This window comes from Pelagibacterium lacus (assembly GCF_003345525.1).
In the GTDB taxonomy this organism is placed as follows: domain Bacteria; phylum Pseudomonadota; class Alphaproteobacteria; order Rhizobiales; family Devosiaceae; genus Pelagibacterium; species Pelagibacterium lacus.
Genome location: NZ_QQNH01000026.1, coordinates 23390 through 40654, shown reverse-complemented (window position 1 = coordinate 40654; position 17265 = coordinate 23390). Strand labels below are relative to the sequence as shown.

Below are 17265 nucleotides of genomic sequence, written 5' to 3'. Positions count from 1 at the left end.
GATTTCGTCCGCATCGGCGCGGTGATGAACGTCGTCGTCTTCACCGCAGCCATGATCATGATCCCAATCGTCTTTCCGTTCTGACCCGCGGAACCGCGGCCCGTGTTGCGCGTTCCTCCGGGCAGGCGCAAACGGGGGACGGACATGCTCGAAAACTGGTTGGCCCTGGGGGGCAATCCCACCCACGAATCGGTCGCGGTCCTGGCCATTCGTTTGGGCGTTGCCGCCCTGCTCGGGGCGCTGATCGGCTTCGAGCGCGAGGCCAAGCAGCAGGCGGCGGGGCTGCGCACCCATATGCTGATCGCTGTCGCGGCCGCCGCCTTCACGGTGATGACCTTCGAGATTTATCACGAAATGATCGATCTGGGCGGCACCACCATGGCCCGCCTCGATCCGCTCCGGGTGATCGAGGCGGTGACGGCCGGTGTCGCCTTTCTCGCGGCCGGCGCGATCTTCCGGTCGCGGGCCGGCGACGTCAAAGGCCTGACCACGGGGGCGGGCATGTGGGCGGCCGGCGCCATCGGGGTCGCCTCGGGCGCCGGGTTCTTTTCCATCGCCGTGATGGCGACGGTCTTCGTCCTTGCCATCACCCTCCTGCTGCGCCCCCTGGAAAAGCGCCTGTTCGGCGACGACGACAAGCCGGACGATAAGGCATAGCCCTGTCGCCGGTTAACGCCCGGCGGAACCGCCGGGCCGGGGCTTCGTTTTCTCCCGCACACGCGTCTCAGGGAGATAAGCGAAAATGCCTGCCCGATCCAAAGCTCAGCAGAAGGCCGCCGGCGCGGCTCTTTCGGCCAAGCGCGGCGACACCCCCAAAAAGAACCTCAAGGGGGCGTCAAAGCAGATGGTGGACTCGATGACCGAAAAGGAACTCGAGGACATGGCTTCGACCAAGCGCAAGAACCTGCCCGAGAAGAAAAAGGACTGACCGCGCGCGGTCAGGCCGCCACGGCGACGAGGGAGCGCACGGTCTCGATAAGCTGCTCGGCCGCCATGGGCTTGGGGCAGATCGGCGCGCGCGAAAAGGCCGAGTCGAGCTGCGCCCGGTCCAGCCGGCCGGAATGAAAGAGGAAAGGTATGCCGCGCCGCACCAATATGTCCGCGGCGGGGAACACTTCGCGGCCTCCCAGGTCGACATCGAGAATGGCCGCGTCGATACCCTCATCGGCGGCGGCCGATTTCGCGTCCTCGAGCGAGTGGCAGGGGCCGACCACCTCGGCGCCCGCAGCGGCGAGCGAATCCGCCAGGTCCATCGCGATGAGCAATTCGTCCTCGACCACAAGCACGCGCTTGCCGGTCAACTGTCCGCTAGCCATTGTCCACTCCATGGGGCCAGACGAGGGATCGTCCAGTGTGCCATGGCCGGCCTTGCCCTTGGGTTAATGCCGCTGCAATTTTAATCGAATGCCGGCTTTGGCGTTTTCATCGGCTTGACCATGGAAGCGTGCGCTTGTGTGCAAGGGGTTCAGTTCTATGGTCCGACTCGGCGAGGATCATTACGCAATGGGGGCGAACCGACAGGGAGACAGAACACATGCCCTCTGCCTATACCTTGGCAAAAGATCAGATCGAACAGGCCCGCGCCATCCTCGCCAACGAGGTGTGGTACGATCCGGAAGTCGACAACCTGTTCGAACTGGCGCTGTTCCGGCTGCGCGAACTCGAAGCCTCGCTGGGCGATCTGCCCCATGACCATGTGCGGCCCGTCGCCCCCACGCCGCTTGAGGGCCCGGCCCGGCTTCGGCTGATGCCGTGGCTGGAAAGCTGAGGAAGGACAGACCTTTCGCCCGAAATTTGCTAGAATGGGAACTTATGGGAGAATCAGTTGATTCTTCCTGTCCGGGCTGACTCCGTTTGCAAGAGGGGGTTCCGATCGGTACCGCTCCGCACGACACCGTTCTCAACAAGGCTGCCATTCGCTGGAGCCTCACCAAGCTCACCCCCGTGGCCGAAACCGGCGCGGCGTGGACCTACAGGGTCACCCGCGACGACAACACCCCGGCCGCCTTGCGCATTTACAAGGCGAACGGCAGAAGCGCGGCCCGCGAGGGCGAACTCCTCGACTGGTATCGCGGCGACGGGGCCCTGCGCCATTACGGCACCGCCGAGAACTGCATCCTCACCGAATGGGCCGATGGCAAGCTGCTGTCCGAGCCGGCGCTGGACGGCAAGGACGATCAGGCCACCGGCGCCATCGCCAACCTGGTCGGCATGCTGCATGTGAACCGCCCCGACGCGCCGGAGAATCTGGTCGGCCTACGCGACCATCTCGCCGATTTCTTCGCCGCCGATGTACGCCTCTGGCCCGATACGGCGCGCGATCTCTATGCCCGCTCGGTGGGGATCGCCTATGGCGCGCTGGACAAGCCCTCGGCCGAAATCCCCCTCCATGGCGCCGTGCACCATGATCGCATCGTCTTGACCGAGCGCGGCTGGGTGGCCCGTTCGCCGCTCGGGCTGATCGGCGACCCGGCCTATGACATGGCGGCCAGCTTCCTGCATCCCTGGGGCAAGGTGAAGCTCGCCGCCAACCCCAGCCGCATCAATGCCATGGCCGATGTCTACGAGGCCAAGCTCGGCTACAAGCGCAAGCGCATCCTGGCCTTCGCCGCGATCCATGCCGCCAATTCGGCCAGCCAGGCGCTCATGCGCGGCGATTCGATCAACTGGCACCTGGCGGTGCTGCCCAACCTGCTGGCCGTCTACGACCTGGCCTGAATGCCATCCGCATAGCCGGTGAGGGTACGGCGCACCGCGTCGCGCCATCCGGCCAGCTTGGCGTTGCGCGTCCCGGCGTCCATTTCGGGCCGGAACTGGCGTTCCCGCGCCCAGCTTGCGGCAAACCGCTCCTGGCCCGGCCACAGCCCGGCCGCCTGCCCGGCCAGCCATGCGGCCCCCAGCACGGTGGTCTCGAGCATTTGCGGCCGGTCGACCGGCGCGTCGAGAATGTCGGCGAGGAACTGCATGGTGTAGTCCGAGGCGACCATGCCCCCATCCACCCGCAGGACGGTTGCCTCCGCCTCGCCCTGCCAGTCGCCGCGCATGGCGTCGAGCAGGTCGGCGGTCTGGTAGCACACCGCTTCCAGCGCCGCACGGGCGAATTCCTCCGGGCCGGTATTGCGCGTCAGCCCGAAAATGGCCCCCCGAGCCTCGGCGTCCCAATAGGGCGCGCCCAACCCGACAAAGGCGGGAACCAGATAGACGGCCTGGTTGGGATCGGCATCGCTGGCCAGTCGCCCCGAATCCGAGGCCTTGCCGATGATCTTGAGCCCGTCGCGCAGCCATTGCACTCCGGCGCCGGCGATGAAGATCGAGCCCTCCAGCCCATAGGTGGATTTCCCGCCCAGCCGGTAGGCGATGGTGGTCAGCAGCCGATTGTGCGAGCGCACCGGAGTGTCGCCGGTATTGAGCACCGCAAAGCATCCGGTGCCATAGGTCGATTTCAGCATTCCCGGCGCAAAGCAGGCCTGGCCGAGCATGGCGGCATGCTGGTCGCCGGCGACCCCGAGAATGGGCACCTCGGCCCCGAAAACGCCGGCATCGGTCACCCCGAAATCCCCATCGCAATCGAGCACTTGCGGCAGCAGGGTGCGCGGTATGCCGAACAGCGCCAGCAGGTCGTCGTCCCAGTCGTTCTCGATGATGTTGAACATCAGCGTCCGGCTGGCATTGGTGGCGTCGGTGACGTGGCGCCTGCCGCCGGTCAGCCGCCAGATGAGATAGCTGTCCACGGTCCCGAACGCCAGGGCGCCGCTTTCCGCTTTCTCGCGCGCGCCGGGGACGGTATCGAGCAGCCATTTGAGCTTGGTGCCGGAAAAATAGGGGTCGAGCAGCAGCCCGGTGCGTTCGGTGACGAGGTCTTCCTTGCCTTCGGCCCGCAGCGTCTCGCAGATCGGTGCGGTGCGCCGGTCCTGCCAGACGATGGCGTTGTGGATCGGCGCGCCGGTCCCCCGGTCCCAGACCAGCGTCGTCTCGCGCTGATTGGTGATGCCGATGGCCGCGATGTCGGCGGGCTGGAGCGCGGCCTCGCGCAGGGCGCGCCTTATCGCCCAGTCCACCGACTGCCAGATATCCTCGGGCGCGTGCTCCACCCAGCCGCTATTGGGAAAGTGCTGCGCGAACTCCTTTTGCCCCTGTCCCGCCACCTTCTGGTCGGCATTAAAGATCATTGCACGGCTCGATGTGGTGCCCTGATCGATCGCCAGAATGTGGTCGGCCATGCTGTTCTCCGCTTTTCCAGAACTTGCCCGAAACCCGCTCGCGGGTAAAGATTGACCTTGCGAGCGGGAACGTGTCTGCTGGCCATTCCCGCCTGACTGCGAAGCCCGTCCATGCTCTCGGTTCTCAATATCATCGCGCCCGTCTTCGTGCTCATCGGGCTGGGCTATCTCGCCGTCCGGCTGCGCCTTTATCCCCAGGAAGGGGTGCGGGGGCTGATCGCCTATGTGAACGGGTTCGCGACCCCGTGCCTGCTGTTCCGCGCCATGCTGGACGTGGATTTTTCCAGCGCCTTCAACCCGGCCATCATCGCGCCATTCTATGTCGGTGCGCTCAGCGCCCTGGCGCTGGCCGCGCTCACCGCAGCCTTCGTCTTCAAGCGCCGGCCGGGCGAGGCGGTTTCGGTGGGGTTTTCGGCGACGTTCACCAATACGGTGCTGGTGGGCATTCCCGTCATGCAGCGCGCCTATGGCGAGGAGGCCATGCCGGTGGTCTATTCCATCATCGGCCTGCACGCCCCCATCGTGATGACCCTCGGCATGTTCCTCATGGAACTGGCGCGCCGCGACGGCGGCAAGCTCGCCACGGCCCTCTGGCAGGGCCTGCGCAAGACCGTGGCCAACCCGATCCTGATCGGCATCGCGCTGGGGCTGGTGGGCAATCTCTTCGATGTGGAACTGTCCGGGATTGCCGACGATGTGACGCTGCTGCTCGCCAGCACCGTGATGCCGGTCGCCCTGTTCGGGCTGGGCGGCGCGCTCAACGAATACCGGCTCGGGGAGACCTGGGGTCCGGCGCTGATGACCTCGGCCATGCAGCTGATCGTCCACCCGGCCATCGCCTGGGTGCTGATGGTGCCGGTCTTCGGCGTCGACCCCCATATCGCGCGCTATGGCGTGCTGCTCGCCGCCATGCCGGCCGGCATCAACGTCTATATCTTCGCGACCTTCTACAATCGCGCCGTCGATGTCGCCGCCAACACCATCCTGATCTCGACGGTCCTGTCGCTGTTTACCATTGCCGGCTGGCTGCTGCTGCTCGCGGCGTGAACCGGCCCGGGTTTGACTATAGGATGCCGATCACAGGCTTTTACGGAGGATTTCATGGGTGACTGGTGGCGCGGCGGGGTGATCTATCAGATCTATCCCCGGTCCTTTCAGGACAGCAATGGCGATGGCGTCGGCGATCTGCGCGGCATTCTGGGCCGGCTCGATCACGTCGCCTCGCTGGGCGTCGATGCCATCTGGCTCTCCCCGATCTTCACCTCGCCCATGGCCGACATGGGTTATGACGTTTCCAACTATACCGACATCGATCCCCTGTTCGGCGCCCTGGCCGATTTCGACGCGCTGATCGAACGCGCCCACGATCTGGGGCTCAAGGTGATCATCGACCAGGTGGTCAGCCACACCTCCGACCGGCATCCCTGGTTCATCGAATCGCGATCCTCGCGCACCAATTCGCGCGCCGACTGGTATGTGTGGGCCGAGCCCAATGAGGACGGCACCCCGCCCAACAACTGGCCCTCTGTGTTCGGCGGCCCGGCCTGGGAGTGGAACGGCACAAGGCGGCAATACTATCTGCACAATTTCCTCATCGAGCAGCCCGACCTTAATTTCCATAACCCCGAGGTGCAGGATGCGGTTCTCGACGCCATGCGCTTCTGGCTGGAACGCGGGGTGGACGGCTTCCGCTTCGATACCGTCAATTACTATTTCCACGACCGGCAATTGCGCGACAATCCGGCCGCGCCGCGGGAGAAGGAAACCCCGCTCGAGGTCGATCCCTATGGCATGCAGCTGCACACCTATTCCAAGAACCGCCCGGAAAATATCGATTTCCTCAAGCGGGTGCGCCAGCTGATGGACGAATTCCCCGGCACGACCACGGTGGGCGAAGTGGGCGAGGCCCATCGCCCCATCGAGATCATGGCCGAATATACCGCCGGCGGGGATCGCCTGCACATGTGCTATTCCTTCTCCATGCTCGGCCCCGAATTCACCCCGCGCCATTTCCGCTCGCGCATCGAGGGCTTTTTCAGCGGCGCGCCCGATGGCTGGCCGTGCTGGAGCTTTTCCAATCACGACGTCAACCGCCATGTGACCCGCTGGGAGGCCCATGCCGCCAATCCCGATGCCCTGGCGCGTTTGGCGATTGCCATGCAATCGACCTTCAAGGGCTCGGTCTGCCTCTATCAGGGGGAGGAACTGGGCCTGCCCGAGACCGAGCTCGACTATGGCGAATTGACCGATCCGCCCGGCCTGCGCTTCTGGCCCGAAAACAAGGGCCGCGACGGGTGCCGCACGCCCATGCCATGGACCGGCGACGAGCATGGAGGGTTCTCCGACGTAAAGCCCTGGCTGCCGGTCAAGGCACCGCAGCGCAAGCGCAATGTGGCGGCGCTCGACGCCGACCCGGATTCCATTCTCAACTATTATCGCGCCATCCTCGCCTATCGGCGGGAGGTCCCCGCGCTGGTTGGCGGCGAGATCGTCTTTTATGACGTCGAGCGGCCGATCCTCGCCTTTGCCCGCCATAGCGGCCAGACGGCGCTGGTGTGCGTGTTCAACCTCTCGGCCTTGCCCCGCGGCCTCGCCGTCGACGGCCTGCCGCCCCTGGCGACCGTCGCAGCGGTTTCGACCGGGGCCGAATTGGGGGATGGCGGGCTGGCGCTCAAGGCCAATGGCTTCGCCATCATCGAATGCGGCGCGGGGTTCGACCCCGCCGCCTTGACGCTGGCCCTTATCGAGGCGTGACGCTGCGCGGGGCCGGCGGCGGCGAATAGCGCTTGAGCGCCACCACCACGATGGGGATGGCAAGGGTCAGCATCAGCAGCCGCGCCACGTGATGGGCGGCGATGAAGGCGGTGTCATAGCCCAGGGCGATCCCCAGCGCGCCCATGGATTCGAGCCCACCCGGCGACAGGCCCAGCCACAATTGCCCGATCGGCATCGATACGAAGCGGCTGACCGCGAGGGCGAACAGCGTGGTGACGGTGATGGTGAGCACCATGGAGACCGTGCCGCCCCAGGCGGCCTGCACGACTTCCGCGCGCGTGATCCCAGCAAAGCGCGACCCGATCAGCGCCCCCATGCCGACAAAGGTCAGGTCGACCAGCAGCGGGGGCAGGGCGCCATGGAAATTGCCGGTGAGCTTCATCACCGTCGCGAACAGCATCGAGCCCAGCACATAGCCGGCCGGCATCCGCAGCCGCGTGAATATCCACCCGGTCAGCGCGCAGCCTGCGACGCCGATGGCCAGCGTGTGCAGCGCCATAGGCTCGCTCGAGGCGCCTGCATATTGCCCGACCGGCAGGAACAGCGCCCCGATCGGCGCGAACAGCGTCAGCGCCATCACCCGCTCGACCTGGATGATGACGATCTGCCGGGGATTGCCGACCCCGGCGGTGGCCAGCGCCATGATGAAGGACAGGTGTCCGGGGAACGAGCTGAGAAAGGCGGTGCCCGAATCGAAGCGGAACATGCGGTGCAGCATCCACCCGCACAGGGCGACGATCACCACCAGTTCGAGGGCCAGCGCGACCAGCGTCACCGGCCATTGGCCGATCAGTTGCAGCGTATCGGGCGCCACATTGGCCCCCATGGAGAGGCCGACGCAGACGAACAGCACGTTGCGCACCCCATCGGGCATGGTGACCGGCGCGCCCAGCATGGCCGCGATCATCACCACGAAGGCGGCCCCCATCAGCACGCCGCCGGGGATGTCGAAGAACCCGAACGCGATGGAGCCGACCGCCGCGATGGCCAGCGTCATGAGGGTCCGCAGGATCATGCCGGTGTTCATCTGGCCGGCAGCGCCATTTCCGCCAGCCGCACCCAATAGCTGACCCCTGCCGGAATCGCCTCGTCGTTGAAGTCATAGGTATCGGTATGCAGGTCGGCGCTCTCGCCATTGCCGAGGAAGATATAGGCGCCCGGCCGTTCGTTGAGCATATAGGCGAAGTCCTCCCCGCCCATGGTGGGTTCGGCCGCGTCGTTGACCCGCTCGCCACCGGCCACGTCCCGCGCCACACGGGCGGAAAAGGCCGTCTGCTCCACAGCGTTGACCGTCACCGGATAGCCCGGCATCCAGGTGACCGTGGCGCTGGCGCCGAAGGCCTGGGCGAGTTGCGGCGCGAGCCGCTTGATGCCTTCTTCCATCTGCCTGCGCACCGCCTCGTCGAGGGTGCGCACGGTGCCGGTCAGCCGCGCCGTGCGCGGGATGACGTTATAGGCCGTGCCCGCATTGACGGTGGTGACCGACAGCACCGCCGAGCGGATGGGATCGACATTGCGCGAGACGAGTGTTTGCAGCGCGGTGATGATATGGGCCGAGACGATCACCGGATCGATGGCGAGATGGGGCATGGCCGCGTGCCCGCCATGGCCCTCGATATCGATGGCGAACTGGTCGGTGCCGGCCATGATGCCGCCCGCGCGCATGGCGAATTCGCCCAAGGGGATGCCCGGCATATTGTGCATCCCAAAGACTTCCGAGACCGGGAACCGCGTGAGGAGCCCGTCCTCGAGCATGGCGCGCCCGCCCCCGCCGCCCTCTTCGGCCGGCTGGAAGATCACCGCGACCGCGCCGTCGAAATTGCGCGTCTCGGCGAGATGGCGCGCCGCGCCCAGCAGCATGGCGGTGTGCCCGTCATGGCCGCAGGCATGCATTTTCCCCTCGTTCTGGGAGGCATAGTCCTTGCCGGTCCGCTCGGTGATCGGCAGGGCGTCCATATCGGCCCGCAGCCCGATCATCCGGCCCGAATCCGATGCGCCGCGGATGATCCCCACCACCCCCGTGCGCCCGATCCCGGTCACCACCTCGTCCACGCCGAAGCCCCGGAGCTTTTCGGCCACGAACGCCGCCGTCTCCTGCACGTCATAGAGCAGTTCGGGATTGGCATGGAGTTCACGGCGCCACGCCGTGATCTCGGCATGGAAGTCGGCGACACGATTGAGAATGGGCATGAAATGTCCTGATGAAATAGTCGAGAGCACCAGTTTCGGCTTCAAGCCTCTTTCCGTCAATGCACCTTGTGCCCGGCGGGGAACCTCTCTATGCCCGATCCACACCCCGTGGATGGATCGATGGCCGAACCGCAGGACCCCCATATTCCCATCGCGATCGATTTCGTCGGCGGCGCCGTGGGCTTCCGCCTGCGGAGCGGCGAGGGCAGGGGACAGCCCCTGGCGCGTGCCTGCGGACTGGGCAAGGGAGCCCTGCCCACGATCGTCGATGCCACGGCGGGGATGGGCCGCGACGCCTTTTTCCTTGCGGCCCTGGGAGCCGAGGTCACCCTCATCGAGCGCAGCCCGGAGGTCCACGCCGCCCTGGCCGACGCCATGGGGCGCGCCCGCCGTCACGATGCGGAGTATGCCGCCATCATGGGCCGCATGACGCTTGTCCACGGGGACGCCATCGACCTCCTCGCCGGGCTGGCGCCGGAGGTGGTGCTGGTCGACCCCATGCATCCCGAGCGGAGCAAATCGGCCTTGGTGAAAAAGCAGATGCGCGACCTGCGCGATGTGGTGGGCACCGATCCCGATGCCGCCGAGCTCATGGCCGCCGCCCTCGCCGCCGCCCGCCGGCGCGTGGTCCTCAAATGGCCCCTGCGCGCCGCCCCCATCCCCGGCCTGCGCAAGCCCAGCCACCAGATCGCCGGCAAGACCATCCGCTACGACGTGTTCGTCACCGCAGCCTAGGCCTTGGTTCCCGACATGGCCTTGCGAAGGGCTGCGTTGATCCGGCTTTGCCAGCCCGGACCGCCCTCGCGAAAATGCGCGATCACGTCGGCATCGAGGCGAATGGTGGTCGAGACCTTGGGCTGCTCGGCATGCGGCCGCCCGCGACGGGGCTTGGCCCGGGCAAGTTTCTCCTGCCATTGCGCTTCCGAAAGATCGGGAGCGTCGTCGGCATCAACCCAGTCTTTTTCCGTAGAGTGCCTGTTCGCGGACATTGGCTTTCCTCATGGAGCTAATTCTGTAACTGTCGTCTCTCGGCGTCCAGACGATCACGACCATCCGTCCGTCGAGCAATCCGATGGTGATGAACCGTGGCTCGCCATAGTCGAGCCGGTCGTCTTCGACCGTCAGGGTCGTCCCGATGAACACCTCGGCAGCCTGTGCCATGTCCAGGCCCCGGTTGCTGAGCGTCTGCTCGCGCTTGATCGGATCGTATGTGACGCGCATCAATTAATGTTACAACAATAAATAGGCATTTGCAATTGCCGTTGCAAACCGTCGCATGGCTACTATAAAGGCCGCGCGCCCTCTCTTTTCCCCTCTGGAAGCCCGAAAATGTTCGAAACTCTTTCCAAGGCCCCCCAAGACAAGATTTTCGCGCTGATGGCCGAATATGCGGCCGATAAGCGCGACGGCAAGATCGATCTCGGCATCGGCGTCTACAAGGACGATGCGGGCAATACCCCCATCATGTCGGCGGTGAAAAAGGCCGAGGAGCGCATCATCGCAACCGCCACGACCAAGACCTATGTCGGCGTCGCCGGCAATAAGGGGTTCTCGGCCGCCATGGTCAAGCTGGCGCTGGGCGACAGCGTGCCGCTCGATCGCGTGCGGGCTGCCCAGGCCCCCGGCGGCACGGGCGCGTTGTGGGTGCTGCTGACCCTGCTCAAGCGCGCCAAGCCCGATGCGACGGTGTGGATTTCCGATCCCTCCTGGCCCAACCACGCCCCCATGGCGCGCCAGGCCGGTTTCGCCGTCGAGCATTATCCCTATTTCGATCCCGAGACCGGCACGGTGCGCTTCGAGGACCTGCTGGCCCGCTTCGAGAAATTCTCAAAGCACGACATCGTGCTGCTGCATGGCTGCTGCCACAACCCCACCGGCGCCAACCTCACACCCGAACAATGGGACCGCGTGGTGGCGTTGCTCAAAAAAACCGGCGCCTTCCCGCTCGTCGACATGGCCTATCAGGGCTTTGGCGACGGGCTCGAGGAAGACGCCTACGGCCTGCGCGCCGTGGGCCGGGAAATCGAGCAATTCGTCTGCGCCACCTCGTGCTCGAAGAATTTCGGCGTCTATCGCGAGCGGGTCGGCTGCGCCATCATCGTGGGCAAGGACGCGGCCCAGGCCGATATCGTTAACTCCCAGATGCTCAACGTCATCCGTGGCGCCTATTCCCAGCCGCCCGATCACGGGGCGGAAATCGTGCGCCTGATCCTCGAGGACGACGCACTGCGGGCCGAGTGGCAGGCCGAGCTCGAAGCCATGCGCACCCGCATGATCGCCAATCGCAAGGCGCTGGCCGAGGCCATCCGCAGCCGGTCCAACAGCTCCGATTTCGACTTCGTGGCCGAGCATCGCGGCATGTTCTCCCTTCTCGGCCTTAGTGCCGAGACTGTGAACCATTTAAAAGCCGAAAATGCTGTCTATATGTTGGATGACAGCCGCATCAACATCGCGGGCCTGGCCGATGACCGCATCCAGCGTCTTGCCGACGCCGTCGTTGCCGCCAGCCGCTGATCCGTCCAGACCGCCGAACACCGGACCACTACGATCCCGAAGGGGGAGACAATGAAATTCTTCGTCGATACCGCCGACATCAGTGAAATTCGTGAACTGCACGAGGCCGGCCTGCTCGATGGCGTGACCACCAATCCCTCGCTGGTGGCCAAGTCGGGCCGCGATTTCAAGGAAGTGGTCAAGGAAATCTGCGACCTGCTGCCCGGCCTTCCCGTGTCCGCCGAAGTCACCGCGACCGATTACGAGACCATGATGGCCGAGGCCGACGTGCTGGCCGCCATCGCCGACAATGTGGTGGTCAAGGTCCCGCTCACCCTCGCCGGCCTCAAGGCCTGCAAGGCCCTGTCCGACAAGGGCGTCAAGACCAACGTCACCCTGTGCTTCTCGGCCAACCAGGCCCTGCTCGCCGCCAAGGTCGGCGCCACCTATATCTCGCCCTTCCTGGGCCGGCTCGACGACATCAATCTCGATGGCATGCAGCTCATCCAGGACATCCGGGTGATCTACGACAATTACGATTTCTCGACCCAGATCCTCGCCGCCTCCATCCGCTCGGCCAACCACGTTTCCGATGCGGCCTTGGCCGGCGCGGACGTGGCCACCATTCCCCCGGCCGTCCTCAAGAAGCTGGCCGACCATCCTTTGACCGACAAGGGCCTCGCCGCCTTCGTCAAGGATTGGGAATCCACCGGCCAGTCGATCCTCTGACCGGCGCATAGCGAGAGCGGCTTGGCGGACGAGGACCTTCGGAAACGGATCATGGACGCGCTGGGCACCATCGAGGTGCCCGGCGGCTCGTCCCTTGCCGCCTTTCCCGGGCTGTCCGACATCATCGTCACCAAGGGCGCGGTCGCCTTCGCCATTTCCGTGAGCCCGGGCATGGAAGCGGCCTTCGCCCCGGCCCGCACCGAGGCCGAGGCGGCGGTGAAGGCAGTGGCCGGCGAGCGCAAGGTCATGGTTTCCCTCACCGGCAGCAAGGCCCCGGTCCAGGCCGCGGCGCCGACCCCGGGTCACCGGCCTGGTCCCCCGCCGCGCACGCCCGTCCCCGGCATAAGGCACATCCTCGCGGTCGGCTCCGGCAAGGGCGGGGTGGGCAAATCCACCTGCTCGGTCAACATCGCCCTGGCTCTGGCCAAGGAAGGTCTGCGGGTCGGCATCCTCGACGCCGATCTCTATGGCCCGTCCCTCCCCAAGCTGCTGGGGATCGAGGGCGAGCCCGCTGTCCGCAACGACAATATCTTCAAGCCCTTCGAGGTCCACGGGCTCAAGGCCATGTCGATCGGCCCCATGCTCAGCGGCACCCAGGCGGTGGTCTGGCGCGGCCCCATGGCCACCTCGGCCCTGCGCCAATTGCTGCGCGAAACCGATTGGGGCCAGCTCGACGTGCTGGTGGTCGACCTGCCGCCGGGCACCGGGGATATCCAGATCTCCCTCGTGCAGCAGGTCGAACTGGCCGGGGCGGTGATCGTCTCCACCCCGCAGGACATGGCGCTGATCGACGCCCGCAAGGCCATCGACATGTTCCGCCGCACCCAGGTGCCCGTGCTCGGCATCGTCGAGAACATGAGCTATTTCCGCGCGCCCGATACCGGCCAGCGCTATGATATCTTCGGGCATGGCGGGGCGAGGGCAGCGGCCCGCGAACTCGACATCCCCTTCCTTGGGGAAGTCCCGCTGGTCATGACGATCCGCGAAGGCTCCGATGCCGGCCGGCCCCCCATGGTCACCGATCCGGACGGCCCGGAGGCCGAGGCCTTCACAGCGCTGGTCCGTCCGCTCGTCGCCCGTTTCAGGCCCTAGGCGGGAGTGGCGCGGTGACAAGGACGGCCCCGGCTGCTAGCTTGACCGTAACCGATTGCAGTGCTGGTTACCGGGCGGAGAGCGCATTCGATGTTCACCCATAAGCGGGCCGATTTCGGCCAGGATTTCATCTTCGGCGCCGCCACGGCCTCCTATCAGATCGAGGGCGGGCAGACCGATGGGCGCGGTTCCTCGATCTGGGACACTTTTTCGGCCACCCCCGGCAATGTGCGCGATGGCGATACCGGCCGCGTCGCCTGCGACCATTACAATCGCTGGCCGGAAGACCTCGACCTTCTGGCCGATGGCGGCTTCGACGCCTATCGCTTTTCCTTCGCCTGGCCGCGGCTGATCCCCGAGGGCACCGGCGCGGCCAACCCCAAGGGCATCGACTTCTACGACCGGCTGATCGACGGCATGCTCGAACGCGGCCTGAAACCCTTCGCCACGCTCTATCACTGGGACCTGCCCAGCGCCCTGCAGGACAGGGGCGGCTGGATGAACCGCGACATCGCCGCCTGGTTCGCCGACTATGCCGTTCTGGTCAACAGCCGCTTCGGCGACCGCCTCGCCGCCACCGCCACCATCAACGAGCCCTGGTGCGTGGCCTATCTCTCGCACATGCTGGGCATCCACGCCCCCGGCTATCGCGACATCCGCGCCGCCGCCCGCGTCTCCCACAACGTGCTGCTCACCCATGGCACGGCCATCGCGGCGCTGCGGGCCGAGGGCGCGAAAAATCTCGGCATCGTGTGCAATTTCGAAAGTGCCCAGCCCGCGAGCGATTCGCCCGAGGACCGCGAGGCCGGCCGCCTGTGGGATGGCGTATTCAACCGCTGGTATCTCGACGGGCTGTTCAAGGGCCGCTATCCGGACGATGTGCTGGCCCAGTTCGGGCCGCACATGCCCCAGGCCTATACCGACGACATGGCGGTGGTGTCGGCGCCCCTCGACTGGTTCGGCATCAATTACTATTCCCGCAGCCTGTGGGCCCACGATCCCCGGCGCAGCGCCTTCCCGCTGCGCCAGGTCGAGGGCCCGCTGGAAAAGACCGCCATCGGCTGGGAAATCTATCCCCAGGGGCTGGAGGATATCCTCACCCGCATCTCCGACGACTACACCAAGCTCCCCCTCTACGTCACCGAGAACGGCATGGCCGAAGTGGAAGGCACCGACGATCCGCGCCGCGTCGCCTATTACGACGCCCACCTCGGCTCGGTTCTCGCCGCCCGCCAGCGCGGGGCCGATGTGCGCGGCTATTTCGGCTGGTCGCTGCTCGACAATTTCGAATGGGCCGAGGGCTATGACAAGCGCTTCGGACTGGTGCATGTGGATTACCAAACCCAGAAGCGCACGCCGAAAACCTCCTATCGCGCCTTCCAGACCCTGCTCACCGGCGCAAACAACCCGCGATGATCATACCGCCGCGCGCAGGTCCGCCGCCGGAACGATGGCGAAATTCTGGTTGAACACATTGTCGGGGTCATAGCGCCGCTTGAGTGCCCGCAGCCGCGACAGGGCGGGTTCCGGAAACGCCTCGGCCAGCCGGTCCGGATGGGTGTCGGTCTCGAAATTGGTATAGAGCCCGTTGAGCAGCGGACGCAATTGGGCCCATTGCGCCTCCAGCGCTTCGCGATGGCCGGCCGTGGCGATCATGGAGAAATTCTGCGTGCGGTGCGCATAGGCCATGGCGTCGGGCGCCACATCGTTCACCGCCCCGCCCACCGCGCGGATTTGCAGCATCCCTGCCGCGCCCGAGGCGAGCAGCCCGGCCGCCCGTCGGGCGATCTCCGGCGTGAAATGGTCGACCAGCCCGGAGCGGATCACCGCGCTCCCGCCCCGATGGGGGCTGGCCGCATGGTTGACGATGGCCGGGTAGGGGACCAGATAGCCCCGCTGGTCGAGCAGGGGCCCGGCCGCCGACAGCGCGTTGAGCGCGTCGGAGGCGGCCTCCACATCCTCGCTCGCGAACACCGTGGTCGCCTGCGCGATGGCCGGCTGGCCGCTGCGGGCCGGGACCACGACGAGGAAGCTGGTCAGCTCGCGCGGCGCGGCTTCCACCAGCCGGCCCCAGTTCTCGAGCAGGTCAGCCGCGTCGCTCGCATCGAAAATCTGCGTCGCCTGCACCACATTGCCCAGCCGATAGGCTTCGAGCTCGAAGGCGGTGATGATGCCGAAATTGCCGCCCGCCCCGCGCACCGCCCAGAAGAGGTCCGGTTCGTTCTCTGCGTCGGCCCGCACGATCCGCCCATCGGCGAGGACGATCTCCACCCCCACCACATGGTCGATGGTCAGCCCGTATTTGCGGGCGAGAAAGCCCAGCCCGCCGGCGCTGGCCAGCCCGCCGACCCCGACCGCGCCATAGTCGCCCGAACTCATGGCCAGCCCGGCTTCGGCGAGCCTCGACGCCACCGCGCCCCACCGCGCGCCAGGCTCGATCCGCACCAGGCCGCGATCCGGGGCGAGGATCTCGATCCTGTCCATGCGGCCCAGGTCGATGACGATGCCGCCGCGATTGGTCGAGCGGCCGGAAATGCCGTGCCCGCCGCTGCGCACCGCAAGCGGCACGTCCTGCCGCCGGGCGAAGCCTATGGCGTCGGCCACCTCCGATGCCGTCTCCGGCCGCAGGATCAGCCCGGGCCGCCCCGACCACACATAGGAATGGCGCAGGTCTTCGAAGGCGAAATCCCCCGGCTCGACGGCCTTGCCCTTGAGGGTACCGGGCAGGGAATCGTAGTCGATGCCGTCGGCCCGCTTGGCCAGTGCCCGGCTCGACGTCGGCGCCGCCATCCCCGACACCTGCCGGGCTTTGGAAACCGCCTCGCGCACCGCCGGCGCGATCTCGCGCCCGATGGTGGTGAGCAGGTCGGGATCGTCACCCCCGAAGAAGAAGCCGCTGAACCCGTGTTCGAGCACCAGTTCGCTCAGCTCTTCCACCCACTGGCTGACCGGCCCTTGCAGGAAGCCGGCATTGTCCGGGCTAATCGCGGTGCGCATGATGTTGAGCAGGCGCTTGACGTCCCCCGGCTTCCGCCCCGCTTCGAGCGCCGCCGCATCGATGATGCGGTTGGATTCGGCCATGTCCGGCGATTTGAAATAGTCGTAGGAGGGTAGCCAGCCATCCGCCTTGGCTCCGGTGATCCCGAGCATGCGCGGCTTATAGGCGCCCAGCCATATGCCGATCTCATGGGCCGGCCGCGGCCCGCGCCGCAGACCGGCGATCTGGTAGTGCTCGCCCTGGTGCCTGAGCCCGGCGCGGCTGGTGTCCCAGACCCCGCGCATCACGTCGATGGCCTCCTCCAGCGCGGCGACGCGCTGACCCACCGTCTGGTCCGGCCCGCCCGCCGCCTTGATGGCGTCGCCGAACCCGCCGGCCCCCAACCCCATCTCGAATCGCCCGCCCGAGAGCAGGTCGATGGAGGCGGCCATCTTGGCCAGCACCACCGGCGGGCGCAAAGGCAGGTTGGTGACATTGGCCGCCACCTTGATGCGGCTGGTGCGGGCCGCGATCCAGGTCAGCAGCGTATAGGTGTCGAGGAAGTCCGAATTATAGGGATGGTCCTGCAGCGTGACCGCGTCGAGGCCCGCTGCCTCCGCCGCTTCGGCCACCGCCAGCGCGTGCTGCGGATTGGCGGCCGAGGGCGTGGTGAAGGTGCCGAACATCAGCGCGTGGCCGTAATCGGGCATGGCCTGGTCCTCTTGTTACTGTTTGTTCCCGTCGTATATCATGGTAAGCATGATCATCCGCAAGTCGGCACGCGCGTGT

The 17265-nt window shown here is 66.3% G+C and carries 18 protein-coding genes; 11 read left to right on the top strand and 7 right to left on the bottom strand.

Annotated elements, in window-relative coordinates:
• Positions 1-144 precede the first annotated feature (144 nt).
• Together DVH29_RS13865 and DVH29_RS13860 are read left to right on the top strand one after the other, a co-directional pair.
• A complete protein-coding gene (locus tag DVH29_RS13865) occupies positions 145-657 on the top strand; it encodes an MgtC/SapB family protein (protein ID WP_114646785.1) in 513 nt (170 codons plus the stop codon).
• Between the two features lie 85 nt (positions 658-742).
• A complete protein-coding gene (locus tag DVH29_RS13860) occupies positions 743-928 on the top strand; it encodes a DUF3008 family protein (RefSeq protein WP_114646784.1) in 186 nt (61 codons plus the stop codon).
• 10 nt (positions 929-938) lie between these two features.
• Here DVH29_RS13860 and DVH29_RS13855 read toward each other — a convergent pair whose 3' ends face one another.
• Positions 939-1316 carry a response regulator gene (locus DVH29_RS13855; RefSeq protein ID WP_114646783.1) on the bottom strand — a complete coding sequence of 126 codons (378 nt, stop codon included), beginning with the start codon at positions 1314-1316 and terminating at the stop codon, positions 939-941.
• A gap of 218 nt (positions 1317-1534) precedes the next feature.
• On the opposite strand from DVH29_RS13855, the gene DVH29_RS13850 reads away from it, so the two are divergent.
• Both DVH29_RS13850 and DVH29_RS13845 read left to right on the top strand, forming a co-directional pair.
• A complete protein-coding gene (locus DVH29_RS13850; protein WP_114646782.1) occupies positions 1535-1768 on the top strand; it encodes a hypothetical protein in 234 nt (77 codons plus the stop codon).
• A gap of 86 nt (positions 1769-1854) precedes the next feature.
• A complete protein-coding gene (locus DVH29_RS13845) occupies positions 1855-2718 on the top strand; it encodes an aminoglycoside phosphotransferase family protein (protein ID WP_114646781.1) in 864 nt (287 codons plus the stop codon).
• Here the strand turns inward: DVH29_RS13845 and glpK are convergent.
• Positions 2703-4220, bottom strand: a complete 1518-nt coding sequence (gene glpK, locus DVH29_RS13840; protein WP_114646780.1) for a glycerol kinase GlpK — start codon at positions 4218-4220, stop codon at positions 2703-2705. The two genes, DVH29_RS13845 and glpK, sit on opposite strands and share 16 nt — an antisense overlap.
• 111 nt (positions 4221-4331) lie before the next feature.
• Between glpK and DVH29_RS13835 the strand changes: the two genes are divergently transcribed.
• Both DVH29_RS13835 and DVH29_RS13830 read left to right on the top strand, forming a co-directional pair.
• The gene (locus tag DVH29_RS13835; RefSeq protein WP_114646779.1) at positions 4332-5267 is read left to right on the top strand and encodes an AEC family transporter; all 936 of its coding nucleotides are present in this window, start codon (positions 4332-4334) and stop codon (positions 5265-5267) included.
• 54 nt (positions 5268-5321) lie between these two features.
• A complete protein-coding gene (locus DVH29_RS13830; protein WP_114646778.1) occupies positions 5322-6974 on the top strand; it encodes an alpha-amylase family glycosyl hydrolase in 1653 nt (550 codons plus the stop codon).
• On the opposite strand, the gene DVH29_RS13825 is transcribed toward DVH29_RS13830, so the two are convergent.
• Positions 6961-8022, bottom strand: a complete 1062-nt coding sequence (locus DVH29_RS13825) for an AbrB family transcriptional regulator (RefSeq protein WP_114646777.1) — start codon at positions 8020-8022, stop codon at positions 6961-6963. The two genes, DVH29_RS13830 and DVH29_RS13825, sit on opposite strands and share 14 nt — an antisense overlap.
• The gene (locus DVH29_RS13820) at positions 8019-9185 is read right to left on the bottom strand and encodes a M20 aminoacylase family protein (protein ID WP_114646776.1); all 1167 of its coding nucleotides are present in this window, start codon (positions 9183-9185) and stop codon (positions 8019-8021) included. Before DVH29_RS13820 ends, DVH29_RS13825 begins: the two co-directional genes overlap by 4 nt.
• A gap of 120 nt (positions 9186-9305) precedes the next feature.
• Here DVH29_RS13820 and DVH29_RS13815 point away from each other — a divergent pair, with 120 nt between their 5' ends.
• Entirely contained in the window at positions 9306-9920 is a 615-nt protein-coding gene (locus tag DVH29_RS13815) for a class I SAM-dependent methyltransferase (protein WP_114646775.1), read from the top strand.
• Here DVH29_RS13815 and DVH29_RS13810 read toward each other — a convergent pair.
• Both DVH29_RS13810 and DVH29_RS13805 read right to left on the bottom strand, forming a co-directional pair.
• Positions 9917-10174: a BrnA antitoxin family protein gene (locus DVH29_RS13810; RefSeq protein ID WP_114646774.1), complete on the bottom strand. Its 258-nt coding sequence runs from the start codon at positions 10172-10174 to the stop codon at positions 9917-9919. The two genes, DVH29_RS13815 and DVH29_RS13810, sit on opposite strands and share 4 nt — an antisense overlap.
• On the bottom strand, positions 10134-10406 hold the full coding sequence (locus DVH29_RS13805; RefSeq protein WP_114646773.1) for a BrnT family toxin: 273 nt from the start codon (positions 10404-10406) through the stop codon (positions 10134-10136). The genes DVH29_RS13810 and DVH29_RS13805 overlap by 41 nt, the downstream gene beginning before the upstream one ends.
• Before the next feature lie 108 nt (positions 10407-10514).
• On the opposite strand from DVH29_RS13805, the gene DVH29_RS13800 reads away from it, so the two are divergent.
• From DVH29_RS13800 to DVH29_RS13785, 4 genes are all read left to right on the top strand, one after another.
• Positions 10515-11699, top strand: coding sequence for an amino acid aminotransferase (locus DVH29_RS13800; protein ID WP_114646772.1), 1185 nt, complete (start codon positions 10515-10517; stop codon positions 11697-11699).
• 51 nt (positions 11700-11750) lie between these two features.
• Positions 11751-12407 (top strand): fructose-6-phosphate aldolase, encoded by a 657-nt coding sequence (gene fsa, locus DVH29_RS13795; RefSeq protein ID WP_114646771.1) that lies wholly within the window; start codon positions 11751-11753, stop codon positions 12405-12407.
• A 51-nt stretch (positions 12408-12458) separates the two neighbouring features.
• The gene (locus DVH29_RS13790) at positions 12459-13499 is read left to right on the top strand and encodes an Mrp/NBP35 family ATP-binding protein (protein ID WP_245944989.1); all 1041 of its coding nucleotides are present in this window, start codon (positions 12459-12461) and stop codon (positions 13497-13499) included.
• A 90-nt stretch (positions 13500-13589) separates the two neighbouring features.
• Positions 13590-14915 carry a GH1 family beta-glucosidase gene (locus DVH29_RS13785; RefSeq protein WP_114646769.1) on the top strand — a complete coding sequence of 442 codons (1326 nt, stop codon included), beginning with the start codon at positions 13590-13592 and terminating at the stop codon, positions 14913-14915.
• Here DVH29_RS13785 and DVH29_RS13780 read toward each other — a convergent pair whose 3' ends face one another.
• Positions 14916-17186 carry an LLM class flavin-dependent oxidoreductase gene (locus DVH29_RS13780; protein WP_114646768.1) on the bottom strand — a complete coding sequence of 757 codons (2271 nt, stop codon included), beginning with the start codon at positions 17184-17186 and terminating at the stop codon, positions 14916-14918.
• Positions 17187-17265 lie beyond the last annotated feature (79 nt).